At 49.3% G+C, this 17,013-nt stretch carries 13 protein-coding genes; 7 read left to right on the top strand and 6 right to left on the bottom strand.

Annotation, left to right across the window (positions count from 1 at the left end; genetic code table 11):
- The first annotated feature begins 171 nt into the window (after nucleotides 1–171).
- The gene (locus GGR41_RS08910; protein WP_167661531.1) at nucleotides 172–699 is read left to right on the top strand and encodes a gamma carbonic anhydrase family protein; all 528 of its coding nucleotides are present in this window, start codon (nucleotides 172–174) and stop codon (nucleotides 697–699) included.
- A gap of 34 nt (nucleotides 700–733) precedes the next feature.
- Here GGR41_RS08910 and GGR41_RS08905 read toward each other — a convergent pair whose 3' ends face one another.
- From GGR41_RS08905 to GGR41_RS08880, 6 genes are all read right to left on the bottom strand, one after another.
- Complete coding sequence (locus GGR41_RS08905; protein WP_167661530.1) at nucleotides 734–2,722, bottom strand: acyltransferase family protein; 1,989 nt, start codon at nucleotides 2,720–2,722, stop codon at nucleotides 734–736.
- A gap of 91 nt (nucleotides 2,723–2,813) precedes the next feature.
- Nucleotides 2,814–3,464, bottom strand: a complete 651-nt coding sequence (locus GGR41_RS08900; protein WP_167661529.1) for a hypothetical protein — start codon at nucleotides 3,462–3,464, stop codon at nucleotides 2,814–2,816.
- 77 nt (nucleotides 3,465–3,541) lie between these two features.
- Nucleotides 3,542–4,339, bottom strand: coding sequence for a SapC family protein (locus GGR41_RS08895; protein ID WP_167661528.1), 798 nt, complete (start codon nucleotides 4,337–4,339; stop codon nucleotides 3,542–3,544).
- A 177-nt stretch (nucleotides 4,340–4,516) separates the two neighbouring features.
- A complete protein-coding gene (locus GGR41_RS08890) occupies nucleotides 4,517–6,130 on the bottom strand; it encodes a hypothetical protein (RefSeq protein ID WP_167661527.1) in 1,614 nt (537 codons plus the stop codon).
- Nucleotides 6,131–6,339: 209 nt separating this feature from the next.
- A complete protein-coding gene (locus GGR41_RS08885; protein ID WP_167661526.1) occupies nucleotides 6,340–8,013 on the bottom strand; it encodes a calcium-binding protein in 1,674 nt (557 codons plus the stop codon).
- 192 nt (nucleotides 8,014–8,205) lie between these two features.
- Nucleotides 8,206–9,807, bottom strand: a complete 1,602-nt coding sequence (locus tag GGR41_RS08880) for a hypothetical protein (RefSeq protein ID WP_167661525.1) — start codon at nucleotides 9,805–9,807, stop codon at nucleotides 8,206–8,208.
- 381 nt (nucleotides 9,808–10,188) lie between these two features.
- Between GGR41_RS08880 and GGR41_RS08875 the strand changes: the two genes are divergently transcribed.
- From GGR41_RS08875 to GGR41_RS08850, 6 genes are read left to right on the top strand one after another with little or no spacing between them, the layout of a single operon-like run.
- Nucleotides 10,189–10,986, top strand: a complete 798-nt coding sequence (locus GGR41_RS08875; RefSeq protein WP_167661524.1) for an ABC transporter permease — start codon at nucleotides 10,189–10,191, stop codon at nucleotides 10,984–10,986.
- Nucleotides 10,976–12,292 carry an ABC transporter ATP-binding protein gene (locus GGR41_RS08870; protein WP_167661523.1) on the top strand — a complete coding sequence of 439 codons (1,317 nt, stop codon included), beginning with the start codon at nucleotides 10,976–10,978 and terminating at the stop codon, nucleotides 12,290–12,292. Before GGR41_RS08875 ends, GGR41_RS08870 begins: the two co-directional genes overlap by 11 nt.
- On the top strand, nucleotides 12,289–13,038 hold the full coding sequence (locus GGR41_RS08865; protein WP_167661522.1) for a class I SAM-dependent methyltransferase: 750 nt from the start codon (nucleotides 12,289–12,291) through the stop codon (nucleotides 13,036–13,038). The genes GGR41_RS08870 and GGR41_RS08865 overlap by 4 nt, the downstream gene beginning before the upstream one ends.
- Nucleotide 13,039: 1 nt before the next feature.
- Nucleotides 13,040–14,929 carry a glycosyltransferase gene (locus tag GGR41_RS08860; RefSeq protein ID WP_167661521.1) on the top strand — a complete coding sequence of 630 codons (1,890 nt, stop codon included), beginning with the start codon at nucleotides 13,040–13,042 and terminating at the stop codon, nucleotides 14,927–14,929.
- Between the two features lie 3 nt (nucleotides 14,930–14,932).
- Complete coding sequence (locus tag GGR41_RS08855) at nucleotides 14,933–15,802, top strand: glycosyltransferase family 2 protein (protein WP_167661520.1); 870 nt, start codon at nucleotides 14,933–14,935, stop codon at nucleotides 15,800–15,802.
- A 23-nt stretch (nucleotides 15,803–15,825) separates the two neighbouring features.
- On the top strand, nucleotides 15,826–17,001 hold the full coding sequence (locus GGR41_RS08850; RefSeq protein ID WP_167661519.1) for a glycosyl transferase: 1,176 nt from the start codon (nucleotides 15,826–15,828) through the stop codon (nucleotides 16,999–17,001).
- Nucleotides 17,002–17,013: the final 12 nt, after the last annotated feature.

Here is a 17,013-nt window from a genome sequence, read left to right as displayed (position 1 = left end):
ATCATAAGAAAAACTGCCCCAACTGTACATATTCCTAAGCTTACTTTATGTAAGCAAGTTTAGCGCTGCACCCTTAAAGCTAAGCAAGTTGTTACTGTGTTGCGCATAACGACAGACTTCGTGCCGTTTTCAATACGCGGTATGATGGATTGATCTTATGAAGGAGGAACAATGACTATTTATCAATTTCAAAATAAAAAACCTACCATCGCTGATTCCGCCTACGTGGCCCCCGAAGCCGTAGTCATTGGCGACGTACACCTAGGGCAACACACCAGTGTTTGGCCTGGTGCAATATTGCGCGGTGATAACGAGCCCATCGTTTTAGGCGACGGCAGCAATGCCCAAGAGGGCGCCGTCTTTCATACCGACCCAGGCTACCCCTTAACCGTCGGTAAAAATGTCACCATTGGACACCAAGCCATGCTGCATGGTTGTACGATCGAGGACAACTGCTTAATTGGAATCCAAGCGGTAGTACTAAATGGTGCCGTGATTGGGGCTGAGTCCCTTGTGGGTGCGGGTGCTTTAGTCACAGAAAACAAAGTATTCCCGCCCCGCTCTCTGATTTTAGGTAGCCCAGCAAAGGCGGTGCGCACCTTGACTGAGGACGACCTGGCCGCGATGCAAAAAAACGCGCAAACATATATTGAACGCGGGCAGGCATTTAAGACAGGCTTGGTGAAACTAAGCGATTAAGCCCACCTAAAGCACCATGCCTTTGGTGTTTAAACTAAGGCAACAGCGCTTCTAACTGAGGCGCTATTTTTTGTACTAAAAACCGTGCCGCTGCCGTAGATAGATGAGAATCATCCACATAGGCCATGGCATCTGGCTTAAAGTTTTGATCGGGCAAGCGGATCAAACAACCCTGTTCTGTATCACAAAGGTAGTCGGTAGCAGAAATGTAATGCACGCGTGGTTGTTCTTTCCAATGATCTCGAATACGCCCATCAAAAAACTGCGCGCTGCTTAATAAGCCAAAACTTGTAAACGGGGGGACTACACTGCCCCGAAGCGCAAAATAATTAAAGGTATTTTGGCCCGTAGGTTTTTTCCAATTGGGCACCGGACCGAGGATAACAATCTCTGTTTTGGGTAAATCATGGCGAATTTTTTCTATGGTAGTCTGCAGCTGCTGCTGCATGACCTCGGGCGTCCCACTATGAGCTACCCAAAACGCATGCAACATCAGTATTGCTGGCGGTCGCTGCCTGAGCTGCTCTAATGCCCGCTCAGATATACTGTTGTAATCCCAACCCATATTATTTTTGCGATCCGCATTGAAATACGGAGCAGTCGCATCTACGGTTAATTGACCGATTTGTACACCCTGCGTTTGCCCCCACTCTTGCAAAGCCTGATAAAGCGAGGCAGCTTGTGAGTCCCCCCACAACACCACACTCGCAGAGACATCAGTTAAACATTGCTCAGCATTCAGTTGAGGATCGCGATAGACCATATTATGGCATTGACCCTCGCGCAATGAGCTTAACCATTCGGGAGTGCGCAAGTCCATAGACACTACATCACGTACCTCGGGCGCAAAGCGCTTTGGCATGCCTTTGGCTAACCAAATACCGCTGGCCACTACCGCGATGGCAATCATTGCGCCGCACAAAGCGATTAACTTGAGGCGGCCAGAGTGACCCCCGCGCAAAGGCTCCTCTACAAAACGATAAGAGAGCCATGCCAGAACGACGCTTAACCCTAACAACCCGCTAATAAATAATGGATGCCAATGGGCCTCGACTAAATAGCTGAAATTATGAAAATACGCTAACAGGGGCCAGTGCCACAAATACAAGGGATAACTAATTAACCCAATCCAAACCATCAACGGTCTAGATAACACATAGCGGTTAAAAAAAGCATACGGACCCGCTGCAATAAAACACATAGCAGAAAGCACAGGCCAAATAGCTCGCCATCCGGGAAACACACTTTGTGGATTTAAATTAGCTAAGGCAATAAGAAAAAAAACAAGACCGGCAAAGGACAGCACCTGATGACGCCAATGCGTTGCAGCAGCTGTTGATAATTGATTTTGCGTTTTCTTAATAGACCACCAGGCTAAAGCAGCACCGGCTAACATTTCCCAGAAACGTGAAAAGGGATTATAAAAAGCGAGTTTAAGATTGCCTAAAGTCAGATAATGACTATAAGCAAACGAAGTGCTAATACAAAGAATAATGGCTAACCATAATGGCCATTTACGCCAATAAAAAAACCAAAGCACCAATGGCCAAAGCAAATAAAATTGTTCCTCTATGCCTAATGACCATAAATGCAAAAGCGGGTTGGTATCGCTCACATCACTAAAATACCCGCTGTCTGCGGCTAATAAAAGATTAGAAACAAATGCCGCGCCCCCAACGGTGTGCTTTGCTAACGATTGCAGCTCTAGGGGGGACAGCACCAACCACCCTAAACCCAAGCTAAATACCAATACAACGAGTAAGACGGGAAATAAACGACGAATACGGCGTTCGTAAAAATGCCAAATACTAAATTGCCCAAGCTGTAGGCTGCGAATAATAATCGAGCTGATTAAAAAACCACTAATGACAAAGAAAATATCTACCCCCACAAACCCCCCAGGAAGGAATTCGGGAAAGCCGTGGAAAATTAAAACACTTACAACCGCGATAGTTCGTAAACCATCAATGTCTGGCCGGTATTTAGGATGCGTTTTGCCAGTGGGAGATAGCTTTACACTCAACGTTTTCTCAGCTCAAAGTAGTGACAGAACAAAGCAAAGCAATACTATACCTCACTCAAACTCGAATCCATGCTTTTTGAATGCTGTCGTATTAATGCAATAACTGTAACGCTAAGCTGGTTTCTTGTGCTTCGGGCGCTTTGAGCCACGGAATTTCCACGGGCAAATGCCAATGTGCCTCTTGTGCTTTGGCAATAAGCAATCGAATTAACTGGTGTAAATGATCGCGATCTAAACGTAATGCAAACACCGGCACATGACGGCTGGGGGTGACCATGGCTTGGGGCATGGCAAGCCCCTTAAAGGCCAACAATACGTATTTTGGGTATTTTTCTAACTGTAAATGACTGGCTAAAAACAATTGACGTTGTCCAGACGTCGCACTAGGCGTGGCCGCCTTAGCCGGGTCTTGAGGAGGTTTCTGGCTGGGATTCAGCGTTGATTTGGCGGGTAAAGGGCCACTGTACGCTAAGGCTTTTTCATCGGTCTCGCGTTTAGCTTGCATGGCTTGACTGTGATCCATCTGTAGAGTCTCAAGCCAATATTGCGCTGGGGTTTGTTCTAAATGGCTGATGCGATGCAACTGCTCTAAAAGTTGTTTTAATAAAACCAAGGTCATGCGCCGAGTTAGCAACAACCACACCATTTGCCCATTGGTGTTTTGGGATCGAATCACGAGCCGATCCTCTAGCTCGCTAAATGCAATGGAAATTTGATGGCTTAACGGATAACTAGAACTCATAACGGATCCAAACATAAACTAAAAAAGCAAAATGCGCATAAAAAGAATGGGTTTAAAAATAAACCCATTCTTTTAACTTAGAGCCCACCAAAATTAATGGTGCTATCTTGATTTAGAAACTCTAAATCTAGCTCGCCTTTGGCATCGGTTAGGCTGACTTGAGACTCGCCCTCGCTTAGACGCTGTGCGGCTTTTCGAGCCACGGACTGTAGATGCTGCATAGAAAACAATTGGCAGTAAATCATTGGCAAGGCACCCTGCGCACGGACTTGGGCAAAGAGCTCGTCGGACAGCTCGTTTAAGCGCGTTTCATTAATGCGGTATAAACCTGTTAATTGGTAGCTGCCGCCTTCCTCGTTTTCCACCGTAATTTCCCACGGCTCGATTAACTCGTATTGCTGTAGGACGGCGGTTAAGCGTAGAGTTTGAATTCGATCGGCCTCTAGGCGGGCCCAAAAATCGAAAATGCGTTGCAGCTCGGGGCTGAGGTTGTTGTCTTGATCAAAAAAAGCTTGATCCAGCTGAGCGCCCACCAAGCCGCTTTGTTCGTCTACACAGAACAACTGCTCGCCTTCGGCGGAGCGAGCAATTAAAAAAGGATAGCCACGGTATTGTGCAGGCACATAGGAGCCTTCCCACAGGCCGTTGGCGCCCACAAAGGCATTTTTGTCAGCGGTTAAGCCCAACACTGCCACGGGCATAAAGCCGTCGTCGCGGGCAATAAATGCTAGGGGTAACTCGCAAGCCGCTTTTGCCATTTCGGCCATCACTACCGGACATACCGTGTCTGCTGCGGCGAACTCATACGAGCTAAAATTGCCCCAGGCTAAGGACTGATGACGTGAAATACTGACTGGAAAAATAGCAGATGACATGCGAAGACCTTTAAAAATGAATCAAGTGAACTGTCTATAAGAGTAACGCTAAATGCGTAGCTGGGAAAGCAGCAAATTACGGCAAAGTTTTAGCCGGTTTTTCCTGCTGTTATGGGTGCGCTAAAAACACAGAAACCCACTGTAGCAGTGGGTTTCTGAGGCTAAAAAAACCGCCAATTAGGCAAAGGCAAGCTCGCCATTCTCACCGACTTGCAGTTTCTCTACATCTACACCAGCAAGCTTCACCAACTCTACGTTCGCTAGATCGGCATCGCCATTTACTAGAACATAGGTGTCATCATTAAAGTCAAAGACGCTACCTGTATCTAGAGTAGTGGCTAGCTCCTCGAGGGTAATGCCCTCAGGCGTAGTGCCGGTCTCGGTCACAATGTTTAAACCAGCCACGCCCTCTAGGGTGTCTTTGGCACCAAAGTCAGTGATGGTATCCATGGCTTGTACTTTGCCATTGCTGACCTGAACAGCCGAATTACCTGCGCTAAACGTAAAGGTGTTTTCACCCTTACCACCGGTGAAGTGGTCAATGGCTGTGGACGCTGCAAAGGTATCGTTCCCCTCGCCCCCTTCGACAGTGACCGCAAAACCATTCGCAGCCGTGCCTGTCACTGCGGCAGCTAGACCAGTAAAATCCTGCTCAGCAGCAGTAGAGCTACCTTTTACCACGAGGTTTTTCACATTTAGCACTTCTTGGTCGCCGCCAAAGCTTAAGTCCAGTGCGCCGTTCAAGCCAGAACCGTCAATCGTTAGCTCGGTCAATGCGGCGGAACCCGCTGTTTCAAAGGTGAAAGCAAAGCCATCTTTACTGCCGCCCTCTAGCTCGACCTCCATGGTCTGCCCCCGTGCCTCGTTCGCTGTTACCGTCAGCGCCGAGACAGCCCCTGTTGCAGTAATGTCGAGATTTTCAATGCCGTTAACGGTAAGCGCAGCCTCGTTAGCTGCCACCTTAACGTCTAGCTCATCGTCGCTACCGGCTACCGCATCGGCAGCAAAGTCAACGTTTAGGCGGGTTGCGCCTTTGGCTAGCTCAATATCAAGCAGTTGCTCGGAATGAATTTCTGCCTCGCCATGTACCATGACGTTTTCCACATTACGTAGGTGTAGTGCGTCATCACCCTCTACGGTGCCCGTGGTAGCGTCCTTGTGTAGGTGTACGGTATCATCGCCACCTAGGCCATCAATGGTTTTACCTGCCACATCGCCATTAACGGTAAAGGAGTCATCACCAATTGTGCCTTGCACGGCTTTGGCGTTCGCGTTATCGGCAAAGTAAGCATCCACATCAACGGCATTATCCGCCAACACGTGGTCAGCAAAGTTCTCGTTCACACCGGGGCGGTCTTCTTTGTAGCCGTAGGCTAAAAAGTGAGCAAGCAGATCCGATTTTTGTTGGTCGGTTAGCTCGCTGTCTTCTTCGATGCCAAAGGCTTCACGTAAATCCTTATTCGCTGCAGCATAACCATCCGCATCAAAGTTATCGGGAGCCAACATAGGGTTAGGGTTAAAACTGCGGCCTTCATTCACACCGTAATGACGGTAATGGTCTAGGGCGGTCGCAGCGGTGACGCCATTTTCACCTAGATCGGGGTAGTTAGCGAGGTAGTAGTTCACATCGAACCAACTATTGGGTGCACGGACATCGCTAGCTGTACTCTCGAATGCACCATACTGCACATAGTGATCCCATAATTGCTCATCGGTATGCAAACCTGCTCGGATTAAGTCAGGGTTACGGCTTAAATATAACTCAGCATTAAAAAATGGATTAATAGCCATATCACATTCCTCTTCAATAAAACGGGTAATGTCAGTCCTTCTGTCCCGCGCGTCAGCGACAGAAGGACCCTTGTAAAGAAAGACATTTACACCGTAGCGAATCCATTGAGTGCCGACGAGCACTTTTACAAGGCTTTACCCCTTCTAACGACTTCCGACATTAAGAAAAATTCTGCAATACCATTGCAAAACGTATGGAAAAAGTGGGATTAGGTTACCCATGTAAAGGCTTGCAAGGACTCATCCCACGCCGCATTGTCCTGCGCATCAAAGAAACGCATTACGTTCACGCCGGCTAATTTCACCAGCTCTAACTGGTCGAGATCCGCTGACTGCGCTGGGCGCAGCACCACATAGGCATCGCCGTTGTAATTGAACGCATCCCCTTGGTGGCGCGCCATTCCCACCCAGTCCTCGAGGGTGCTGAGGGCGGCCTCCTCGCCTGTTTTGAGGGTGAGCAACTGTAACTGCTCTACGCGTAAACCGTCGCCTTTTTTAAAATCGGTAATGGTGTCTATGGCCTGAATTTGAGTTTGATCCAGGTGGTTACTCACGCGCACTGTGGCAGTACCCGGTACGCTAAAGTCGAAAATATCCTGCCCACCCTGACCTGTTAACCGATCCAGAGCCACCGTCGCCGTCAATACATCGTTAGCCTTGCCGCCCACTAGCGTTAGGTCGTGCTGTGCGGTCAGCGTTAGCCCCAGCCCTGCAAAGTCATTGGCGACGGTATGGCTGCCTTGTACCTGCACAGATTGCACATGATGCAGCTCGTCCCATTGCCCTACGCGTAGCAAGCCCTGCAGATCATAAAAATCAATGATTAACTGCTGTACAGTGGGCGAGGCTTGGTTGGTAATTAAGCCTACGTCTACCCCTGCCGCACTGCCCCCACTAAAGTGCACACTAAAGGTGTCGCCCTGGGTACGATCTACCTGTAAAACGGCTAGTTGTTGCACCTGATCGCCTAGGTGCACTGTGAGCTGCTCGTAGCCGTGGGTACTGAAGCTAATACCCTGATGTTGACCAGGGTTGGTGATGTCCAAAACTAAGGTGTCATGGGCCTGCGCTACGGCCTGTGCATCGACACGTAACTGCACAGGAAAATCAGTGCCTTGTTGCCCTGCCGCTGGCTGCAGACTGATGCGTTGCACAGGGGTGTGACTGTAGATAAATGCCCCCAATTGATAGAACTCTTGTTCTACACTGCCCTCGATGGTGATCTGTTCAATATGGGTCACCTGTAGCGCGTTTTCATGGGTGTGAGTGATGACGCCGGGGCCTAACACCAACGTATCCCACCCGCCTAGGCCGTTAATTAGACCCGCGTTCCACAAACCCATGTGGGCATAAGACCAATGGATCTCGTCGTCAAACACCGTGCCCTCGCTGGCAAACGGCAACACATTCACTTTTTTCACCTGCTCTGCAATAGGGCCAGCGCCTAAACGCCCTTCGGCAAACCCCCACGCCAAATAATGCCCAAATAGCTGAGCGGTTTGCAGCGCACTCAGCTGGGTAGGGTCATCAATGGCAAAAGCAGTTAATAGATCGGCATTGCTGGGCTCGGCAGCGTAGTCGCTGGCCGTGAAGTCTTGCTGCTTGATACTACGGCTAAAGGTATTGAGGCGACTGCTTTCATACAAGCCATAGCTATAAAAATGCTGCAGCGCCTGATGCCCCGTTAAGCCGGCGGCAACCAAATCGGGGTTGTGTTGCAGATAATAGTCGGCATCAAACCATGCATTGGGTTTACGTTGCTCGTGGGCACCGTAGTCCACATAGTGCTGCCATAATTGCTCTGGGCTATGCAGTCCCGCTACGACTAAATCAACATGAGAAGCCAAATAATACGACGCATGAAAAAAAGGATGAACGCTCATCACAATCCTCCAAAAATAGCTGATATAAAGGGCGTCTGCACATACTAGAGCTAGGACAAAAACAGCACAACTACACAATTACGCGGGGCAAAAACCCGTATTGAAGCAAAAGGCCATTTTGAGTAGGCAACAAAAAACCCCCGATAAATCGGGGGTTTTAATAGCTAGTTAGAAGCTAATTAGAGGTGTTGCTTAGGCAAAAGCAATCGCACCTGTGTCAGCATCTACACCTAACTTATTCACATCAACACCGGCTAGTTTTACTAAAGAAGCTGTAGTAGCATCGTCACCTGTAGCTGCAGCTACAACGATATAAGCATCACCGCCGAAGTTAAAGCTAGCAGTATCAGCTCTTAATACCCAATCTTCTAGCGTTTTCAGACCAGCTTCTTCACCAGTTTCTAGAGTTAGCTTGCTGAATGCTGCCCCACCTAAATCTAGCGCATCGCCTTTCTTGAAGTCAGTAATGGTGTCAACACCGTTGATGACTGCTTTGTTGTCTACTGTTTTCTTAGTTACTACTGATGAGCCAGCGTCAAATTTAAAGGTGTCATCACCTTTACCACCAGTGAAAGTTTCAATAGCGTCAGTAGCGTTGAACGTATCATCTTTGTCGCCGCCGATAACAGTTAGAGACTGTTTTTCAGCATTAACTGTTACGTCGAAGTTGTTTGCAGCAGAAGTACTGCCTTTAACTACTACGTTTTTAATGCCTTCAGCTTGTTCGCCTAGTGTTACACCACTTAAACCAGTAGCTAAACCAGAACCATCAATGGTTAGGTCTGTTAATTTGCTAGAATTCGTATTCTCAAAACTCAAGCTAACAGTACCTTCTTTGCCACCACCAGTTAGTTTAACTGTCTGGCTAGAACCGGCTGATTTGTTAGCGTTTAAATTAAAGATGCCATCAAACTCGCCACCCAAAGCCACGTTTACAGTCTCGAAACCGTTTACGGTTAGCTCTGCACCAGTGTCTTTAGCTGATACGTTTAGTACGTCATCAGAACCAGCTACAGCTGCAGCGGCAAAGTTTAGGGTTGCGTTAGCCTCACCTTCGAGTTTCAAGCTGTCTAGCTTGGACTCTACGGTAGCTGTTACAGTCTTACCTTTCACTACAACGTTTTCTACATTACGCAAGGTTAAAGACTGATCCTTGCCATCTTCCCCAATCTTTTCTGTTACATCAGCAGTAAATTGAACAGTATCAGCGCCGCCTAAACCATCAATTACAGCATCAGCAGCAAGATCTTGCTTAACTACAAACAGGTCGTTACCGATCGTGCCTTTTGTAACTTTATCTTCTACAGTCACATTATTCAAAGCATTCACTTCACCTGCAATATTACCAGCGCCTTCGCGGTTTTCGGCATAGCCCCATGCCAAGTAGTGTTTAAGCAAGTTTGCTTTGTCTTGAGCGGTTAGCTCGGCGTCTTCTTCGATGCCTAGGGCTTCGCGTACGTCGGCGTTTGCAGCAGCGTAAGTGTCAGCATTAAACTCAGAAGTACGGACATCCGCGCTAAACTGACGACCTTCGTTAATACCGTAGGTGAAATAGTGATCCAATGCCTGAGCTGCGGTTACGCCAGCAGCGACTAGGTCTGGATAGCTACCCAAGTAGTAGTTCACATCGAACCATGCGTTAGGATTACGGTCTGCGTTTTTATTCTCAAAGTTTTCTTGAGCGCCGTAGTTTACGTAGTGGCTCCACAACTGCTCTTCAGTGTGTAGACCAGCACGAACTAGGTCAGGGTTTTTAGCCAAATAATAGTTGGCGTTAAAAAATGCGTTTGCCATGAAATTGTCTTCCTTTAATGTTACGGGATTACACCCATCGATGGATGTTGCTGATGCCTCTATGAGCCTGGGTCGTCTGACGCGCGTCTGTTTCCGTCGGCGTCCGGCTATCAGTAACATTGGTGGCAAGAATAAGCGACCACCCGGGTCTTGTCAATAAAAATGACGGGAAACGGGCCTTACTTACCAACATCTTCTTACCATACCGCACATTCTTTACCAACTTTTATGACAGTGGGGTTCCGCGCGCATTTGACGGATTTTCTGTAGCTCCTACACAACAAAATAGCCGATGCGCTACACTGGGCAAAAGCCCCAAAGCACTTTAAACTGGCGCTTTACTGACGCAGATACACTTTTACTTTGGAGCACTTCCGATCCATGCTGTTTACTTTGCGGTCTCTTTGGGTACACCGTTCGCTTATCCAGCGTTTAGCGTGGCGTGATATTTTAACGCGCTATAAAGGCTCGGCGGGCGGGCTGTTGTGGGCGTTGATTACTCCTATTCTGTTGTTGTCAGTCTATACCGCTGTGTTTAGCGGTATTTTCCAAGCGCGCTGGGGTCAAACAGGCGGCCCCGTTGAGTACGCCCTGCAGTTGTTTGTGGGCTTAACCATTCACGGCGTAGCAGCCGAGTGCTTAAACCGTGCCCCTGTTTTAATTGCTAGCAATGCCAGTTATGTCAAACGGGTGGTGTTCCCTTTGCAGGTACTGCCATTGGTCAACCTGCTTTCTGCCCTATTCCACTTTGCTATTAGTTTATTAGTGCTGGTGGTGTTTTATAGTGTGGTGAAAAAAAGCCTGCCTGTGGTGGGTTTGCTGTACCTGCCGTTTATCGTGGCGCCCTATATTGTGTTCTTGGCGGGCATTAGTTATTTATTAGCGGGGCTAGGCGTGTATTTGCGCGATATTGGTCAGATCATGGGCTTAGTCACCACTTTGCTCTTGTTTTTATCGCCGGTTTTTTACCCGGCCTCGATGCTGCCCGAGCGCTTACAAACCGTTTTTATGGTTAACCCTCTGACACTGATTATTGAGCAAAGTCGTGCTGTACTATTAGACGGCCTCGCCCCCAACTGGGGCTTATTAGGCCTCTATACAGTAGGCGCACTCGCAATAGGTGCCTTAGGTATCTGGGCTTTCCAAAAAATGCGTAAAGGGTTTGCTGATGTGCTCTGATCTGGCTATTGAAGTCAAAAACGTAAGCAAGCAGTTTCGATTGTTTAAACGTCCTAAAGACCGATTACTGCAAGCGTTGTTTAGAAAAAAAACTTACTACACCCCTTTTGATGCCCTGCGCGATATTGATTTCACCGTCAAGCGCGGGGAAACCGTGGGCATTATTGGGCGCAATGGGTCGGGGAAGTCCACCTTATTGCAAATGATTTGCGGTACCTTAGCGCCATCTGCTGGTGAAATTCAGGTGCACGGTCGGGTTGCTGCGCTATTAGAGTTAGGCGCCGGCTTTAATCCCGAGTTTACGGGCCGCGAAAACGTGTATTTAAATGGGGCGATTTTGGGTTTATCCACCGCCGAGATGGATGCCCGCCTAGAGGCCATTTTAGCCTTTGCGGAAATTGGGGCGTTTATTGATCAGCCGGTTAAAACCTATTCGTCGGGTATGTATGTGCGGTTGGCCTTTGCCGTGATTGCGCACGTCGATGCCGATATTTTGATTATTGACGAGGCACTAGCAGTAGGAGACGCGCTTTTTACGCAAAAATGCATGCGTTTTTTACGGCAGTTTAAAGAACACGGCACTATTTTATTTGTCAGCCATGACAGCGCAGCCGTGACCAATCTATGCGATCGCGCTGTGTGGTTACACCAAGGCGAAATGCGTGCGGTAGGCGATGCCAAGTCCGTTTGCGAGGATTACTTAGCCATGTTGTTTGGCAGCCAAAACTCGAACGAACCGCGCGCCTTGGCCCCCATTGTGCCGGTCGAGGAGTGGATAGACCAACGCCGCGATCTCATTAATCACAGCCAATTGCGTAATGATTTGGAAATTTTTCGTTTTGATGCGAATCAGGCCGGTTTTGGGCAGGGCTCAGCCCGTATCGCCGAGGTCCACCTTGAAGACCTGACCGGGCAGGCTTTGCATTGGGTGGTCGGAGGCGAAGCGGTGCGTTTGGTTGTTCAGATTCAAGTCTCGCACGATTTGGATCGCCCTATTGTGGGCTTTTATGTCAAAGATAGACTCGGTCAAACGCTATTTGGCGACAATACCTATATTAGTTACCGCGATCAGCCTAAGGCCGTGGCCGAAGGCCAGCTTTTGCAGGCGGTGTTCGAGTTCCCTATGCCAATTTTGCCCCAAGGCGATTACTCGATTGCCGTTGCCATCGCAGACGGCACCCAAGAAGATCACGTTCAACATCACTGGATTCATGATGCGTTGCTGTTTCAATCCCATAGCAGCGCCCACGCCACCGGGTTGGTGGGAATTCCAATGCGCCACATTGAATTACGAGTTCAAGCATGACAGACGCACTCAAGTATGACTACGCTTTTGACCCTAACGATGACAGCACGGCAGCCCGTGTCTGTCGCCTAGTGGGTGAGCACAAGCAGGTGCTAGAGCTAGGCTGCGCTGCCGGCGCTATGTCTAAGGTCTTGGCGCACCACTACCACTGTACGGTGACAGGGGTAGAGTTCAATCCCGACGCAGCCCAATTAGCGCGTGCTTTTTGTAAAGAGGTGGTGATTACCGACTTAGACCAAGCCGATAGCCTCCGTGCGTTGGATCAGTCCTTTGAGGTGCTGGTCTTTGCGGATGTGCTCGAGCATTTGCGTGATCCCGAAGCCCGCTTGCGCGAGGCGCTGCATTACCTAAGCCCAACCGGCCATGTGGTGGTGTCTGTACCCAATATTGCTCATAATGGGGTGTTAGCCCAGCTATGGTGTGGCGAGTTTAATTATGCCGAAACCGGATTGTTAGACCGTACCCATATTCACTTTTTTACTGCCGCTACCCTACAACGTATGCTGGAGCGCGTCGGCCTAGAGGTCGATCACATAGAAACCATTGATACGGGGCCTTTTCACCCCGAGTTTGCTAAATACTGGGAACAGCTCCCCCCCGAGATCTACACCCTTTTTCAGCACAATACGCCAGGCCAGCCGTATCAAATTATTATGCGTGCCAAACGGCCCGTTGTGATCGATGACACGCCTAGCCCGTCCTTATGGCAGCGGGTTCAACAGCGTCTACGCGGAACGAGCTCTTAATATGACCATGCGCCCTTTAGTTAGCGTTATTATTCCTTCGTATAATCACGGTCGTTTTTTGCCGCAAACCATCCAAAGCGTGCTGGGTCAAACGTACTCGAATTTAGAGCTCATTATTATTGATGATGGCTCCAAAGATGACTCGTGGGCCATGATTCAGGCGGCAGCCGCCAACGATTCACGCATTCGTGCGTATCACCAAGCCAATCAAGGTGCCCATGCCGCGATTAACCGAGGGCTGGCCCTAGCCCAAGGGGAGTTTCTGTGTATTTTAAATTCCGATGATCGCTACGTACCCGAACGTTTAGCTCGTTTGGTCGAGCTGGCGACTACGGAACACGTCGATTTTATTGCTACGGGTTTGCGTTTAATTGATGCCGACAGCCAACCCATTACAGACGACCCGTGGTTGCTTGAATACCAACGCATGGTGTCGCGAGCCCAAAGCGACGGGCTATGGGCGGCGTTACTTGAGCGCAATGTTACGGTTTCCACCAGCAATTTCTTTTTTAGAAAAACCCTGTTTGACGCTCTTGGCCCTATTCGGCCTTTACGCTACAACATGGATTGGGATTATGTGTTGCGGGCCTATTTAGCTAACCCAAAGGCGTTTCAGTGGCGCTTTGATTGGGTGCTGTGGGAATACCGCCTACACGGCAAAAATACCATCTTGGGTGGTTTGCCCGTTTCCGCCATCGAAGCCAACCATCTGGTGTTACGCAGTTTGCAGACGGCTCATGGCGTGCCTGCGGCTGCCTTGGCGGGCTTACGTCGCCATTACAAACTGATCCGCCAACAACAGGTGACGCAGATTGCCGCTGCACGCGACGCCGCCTGGGAGCCAGAGGTACATAAAGCCCATGCGGGGTGGCAACAGGCCTTAAACGCCTATGAAAACACCTCTAAAGCCTACGATGCCACGCATGCCGAATTGGGCGCCACACTCGAGACACTTGAACAGACTCGGTTGGAGCTGCATCAAACGCGCTCCATGCTCCATCATGCACAACGTGATCTGCATCGATTACGTTTTTCACCGCTTTATCTTGCCATGCGCGCCTGGCGTTGGTGGAAACGGCGCCAATCAACCCAAAGTCTGCCAAACCCGACTATGCCACCATCTGCTGTGGCCGCCTGTGCGCCCATTAAACCGTCTATGGATGACTTACGTGTTGCCGCGCATTTGCATGTGTATTACGAAGACATTGCGCCCGAGTTGCTACAAGCGGCCGCTACCCTGCCGGCTCAGGCCGAGGTCTTTATCACGACGCCACACGAGCCTACGGCTCTGCGTGCGTTGGCTCACGAGTACCTAGGCCATCTAGCCCGTATCGAGGTGATTCAACTTCCGAATCAAGGCAAAGATGTGGGCCCGTTCATCGAGGTCATTCATCAGTTCAATTTGCCTAGCTACGATGTGGTGTTGAAACTTCATACCAAGCGCAGCCAGAATGCCGCCAGTTATTTGGCCGTGATCCGTCAGCTATTTGGAAACGATATTGTGGATGGCGATGACTGGCGTCGTAAGCTTATTGCTCCTATTGCAGGCAACGCGACGATTACAGAGCAGACATTACGCCGATTTATTTCTGACCCAGAGTTGGGTATGATTGGCGCACGTCAATTCTTATGCTCGGCACCGGACGCCAATCGAAACGCCTATGCGGCTTTGTGTCAACGTCTGCACATTGCCACGCACCCCGAGTTTTTCGGAGGCACCATGTTTTGGATTCGAGGTCAAGTGCTACAGCGCTTTATTGATGCGGGTATTACGTTCGATGACTTTAGCCCCACCGATCAAGCCGAGGTGGAAAACACCTTAGAACATCAGCTTGAGCGCGTTTTTGGGGCTCTGGTTCAATCGTATGGCTTAACACTATCAGGACAATAGGCTGTGGCTTCCATCGACTTTTTTCAAACGCCTATATTTATCATTGTATTCAATCGCCTCGAGGCCTTGCGCCCTGTGGTGAGCTGGCTAGAGCAAGCTGGCTATAAAAACATACACCTTATTGATAACGCGTCCACCTATCCCCCTTTATTAGATTATTTGGCAGCAAGCCCGCATCATGTGCATACGATGCAAGAAAATCATGGGCATTTAGTCTTGTGGAAATCAGGCCAGTTTGATCACATTATTCAGCATCAACCTTTTGTGCTGAATGACTGCGATGTGCTACCTAGCAAAAACTGCCCAGCCGATGTGGTCGAGCGTTTAGCCGCTATTTTGGCGCGCTATAAAAATTTCACTAAGGTCGGGTTGTCGTTGCATATTGATGACTTGCCTGCGCATTATGCCCACAAGCAACAAGTGATCGAATGGGAAACGCCTTTCTGGGAGCACCCCCTCGAGGACGGCACGTTATTCGAGGCGGCTATTGATACCACTTTTGCGTATTACAAGCCGGGAATTACTCCGGATGACCCCAAATGGTGGCGTTCTATTCGCACGGCACCGCCGCTTAGTGCGCACCATTTGCCTTGGTATGTAGACACGACAGTTCAAACCGAAGAAGACTTGTACTACCAACAGCATGTACAAGCCATGTCTTCACAGTGGAGCACCACAGACCCCGTTATGCTCAAAGAGCAAAACATTAAGCTCATGGCAGAGGTGTCTGCGCTACGCAAAGAAATTGAACTTTTAAAACAAGGCCAGCTACAACGCTCTACTTATCACCTACGTCAGCATTTGATTCATTGGGCCGATACCTTAGGTGTAGGTGGTTTTTTACGCAAAATACGGCGTAAACTAGGTCGTTAACTCTCTTCTTTTACTTTTTCGGCATGTACTATTTTCTCACCTCAGTAAATAACGCTTATCTTCCCAAAGCGATCACTTTGGCTCAATCTATTCGCCGTGTTTATGGCGATCAGGCGCATGTCACCTGTATGCTGTCGGACGACAAAGCCGCAGATATTGATTACTCGGCATTTGATGAGGTGCTGACGATTGCCGATTTAAACTTACCCGTCGCGTCCTTAGAAAGCTGGATTTTCAAGCACGCCGTGGTTGAGCTGTGTACGGCTGTGAAGCCGTGGGCGTTTAAACATATTATTGCCAAACACCAGCCAGAAACGGTGGTGTACCTGGATCCTGATACGGTGTTGTATAGCCCCATGGAGGAGCTCTACGAGATCCTTAAAACTCAACCTGTGGTGGTGACACCGCACGTCACGGTGCCAGCAACGGATACGGATGATTTGTTAGATGGCGAAATGCTTGGCTCGTTGCGTCATGGGGTATTTAATTTAGGCTTTTTAGGCATTGCCACCTATGGTCAGGGCTTGGAGTTCATTGATTGGTGGGGCGCACGCTGTTTAGACTGGTGCTATGACGACGGGCCTAAAGGTCTATTTACTGACCAACGCTGGGTCGATTTAGCGCCGTGTTTCTTTACTGATATGCATGTGTTGCGCCATCCGGGCTACAACATGGCAACGTGGAACTTATACTATCGCCAAATTAGCCGCGACGCCCAACAGAACTATTGGGTCAATGGCGATCAGCCCCTGCGTTTTTTCCATTTCTCAGGCTTTGACATTGGTACGCACGAGCTCATGTTGCAAAAACACGCGCCGAATGACCCTGTTTTACGGGACATGAGCAATTGGTACGTAGCGGAACAAGCTCGCAATGGTCAAGAGCGCTTGGGCAAGCGTCCTAGCCCGTATGATTTTTTTGCGGACGGCAGCCGTATCGAGCGTCCTTGGCGTCACCAGTACCGCGAAGAGGCCGATTTACCAAAACGCTTTCCTACGCCTTATTCCGACCCCGGTTTTCAAGAGTGGCTAGGAAAACGTGCTGCCGTGGCACCCGCTGCGTTGGATACTCAGCCCCAAGTCAGCGCTCGCCATGCTCAGGTCGCCGCTATTTTGCATAAATACCCTCGTCTTAATGCATGGGCGCAACGCACCCTTTCCCCCGAGCTAAAGGCAAAAATTCGTCGTTTCTTACGCTAGGCGATAATTAGG

The organism is Paenalcaligenes hominis (assembly GCF_011927625.1).
GTDB classification, from domain to species: domain Bacteria; phylum Pseudomonadota; class Gammaproteobacteria; order Burkholderiales; family Burkholderiaceae_B; genus Paenalcaligenes; species Paenalcaligenes hominis.
This window is presented reverse-complemented; position numbering and strand designations above follow the sequence as displayed.

Coding starts and splice junctions, on each gene's coding strand:
- GGR41_RS08910 (WP_167661531.1), top strand. CDS start 172: ATGACTATTTATCAATTTCAAAATAAAAAACCTACCATCGCTGATTCC.
- GGR41_RS08900 (WP_167661529.1), bottom strand. CDS start 3,464: ATGAGTTCTAGTTATCCGTTAAGCCATCAAATTTCCATTGCATTTAGC.
- GGR41_RS08895 (WP_167661528.1), bottom strand. CDS start 4,339: ATGTCATCTGCTATTTTTCCAGTCAGTATTTCACGTCATCAGTCCTTA.
- GGR41_RS08890 (WP_167661527.1), bottom strand. CDS start 6,130: ATGGCTATTAATCCATTTTTTAATGCTGAGTTATATTTAAGCCGTAAC.
- GGR41_RS08885 (WP_167661526.1), bottom strand. CDS start 8,013: ATGAGCGTTCATCCTTTTTTTCATGCGTCGTATTATTTGGCTTCTCAT.
- GGR41_RS08880 (WP_167661525.1), bottom strand. CDS start 9,807: ATGGCAAACGCATTTTTTAACGCCAACTATTATTTGGCTAAAAACCCT.
- GGR41_RS08875 (WP_167661524.1), top strand. CDS start 10,189: ATGCTGTTTACTTTGCGGTCTCTTTGGGTACACCGTTCGCTTATCCAG.
- GGR41_RS08870 (WP_167661523.1), top strand. CDS start 10,976: ATGTGCTCTGATCTGGCTATTGAAGTCAAAAACGTAAGCAAGCAGTTT.
- GGR41_RS08865 (WP_167661522.1), top strand. CDS start 12,289: ATGACAGACGCACTCAAGTATGACTACGCTTTTGACCCTAACGATGAC.
- GGR41_RS08860 (WP_167661521.1), top strand. CDS start 13,040: ATGACCATGCGCCCTTTAGTTAGCGTTATTATTCCTTCGTATAATCAC.
- GGR41_RS08850 (WP_167661519.1), top strand. CDS start 15,826: ATGTACTATTTTCTCACCTCAGTAAATAACGCTTATCTTCCCAAAGCG.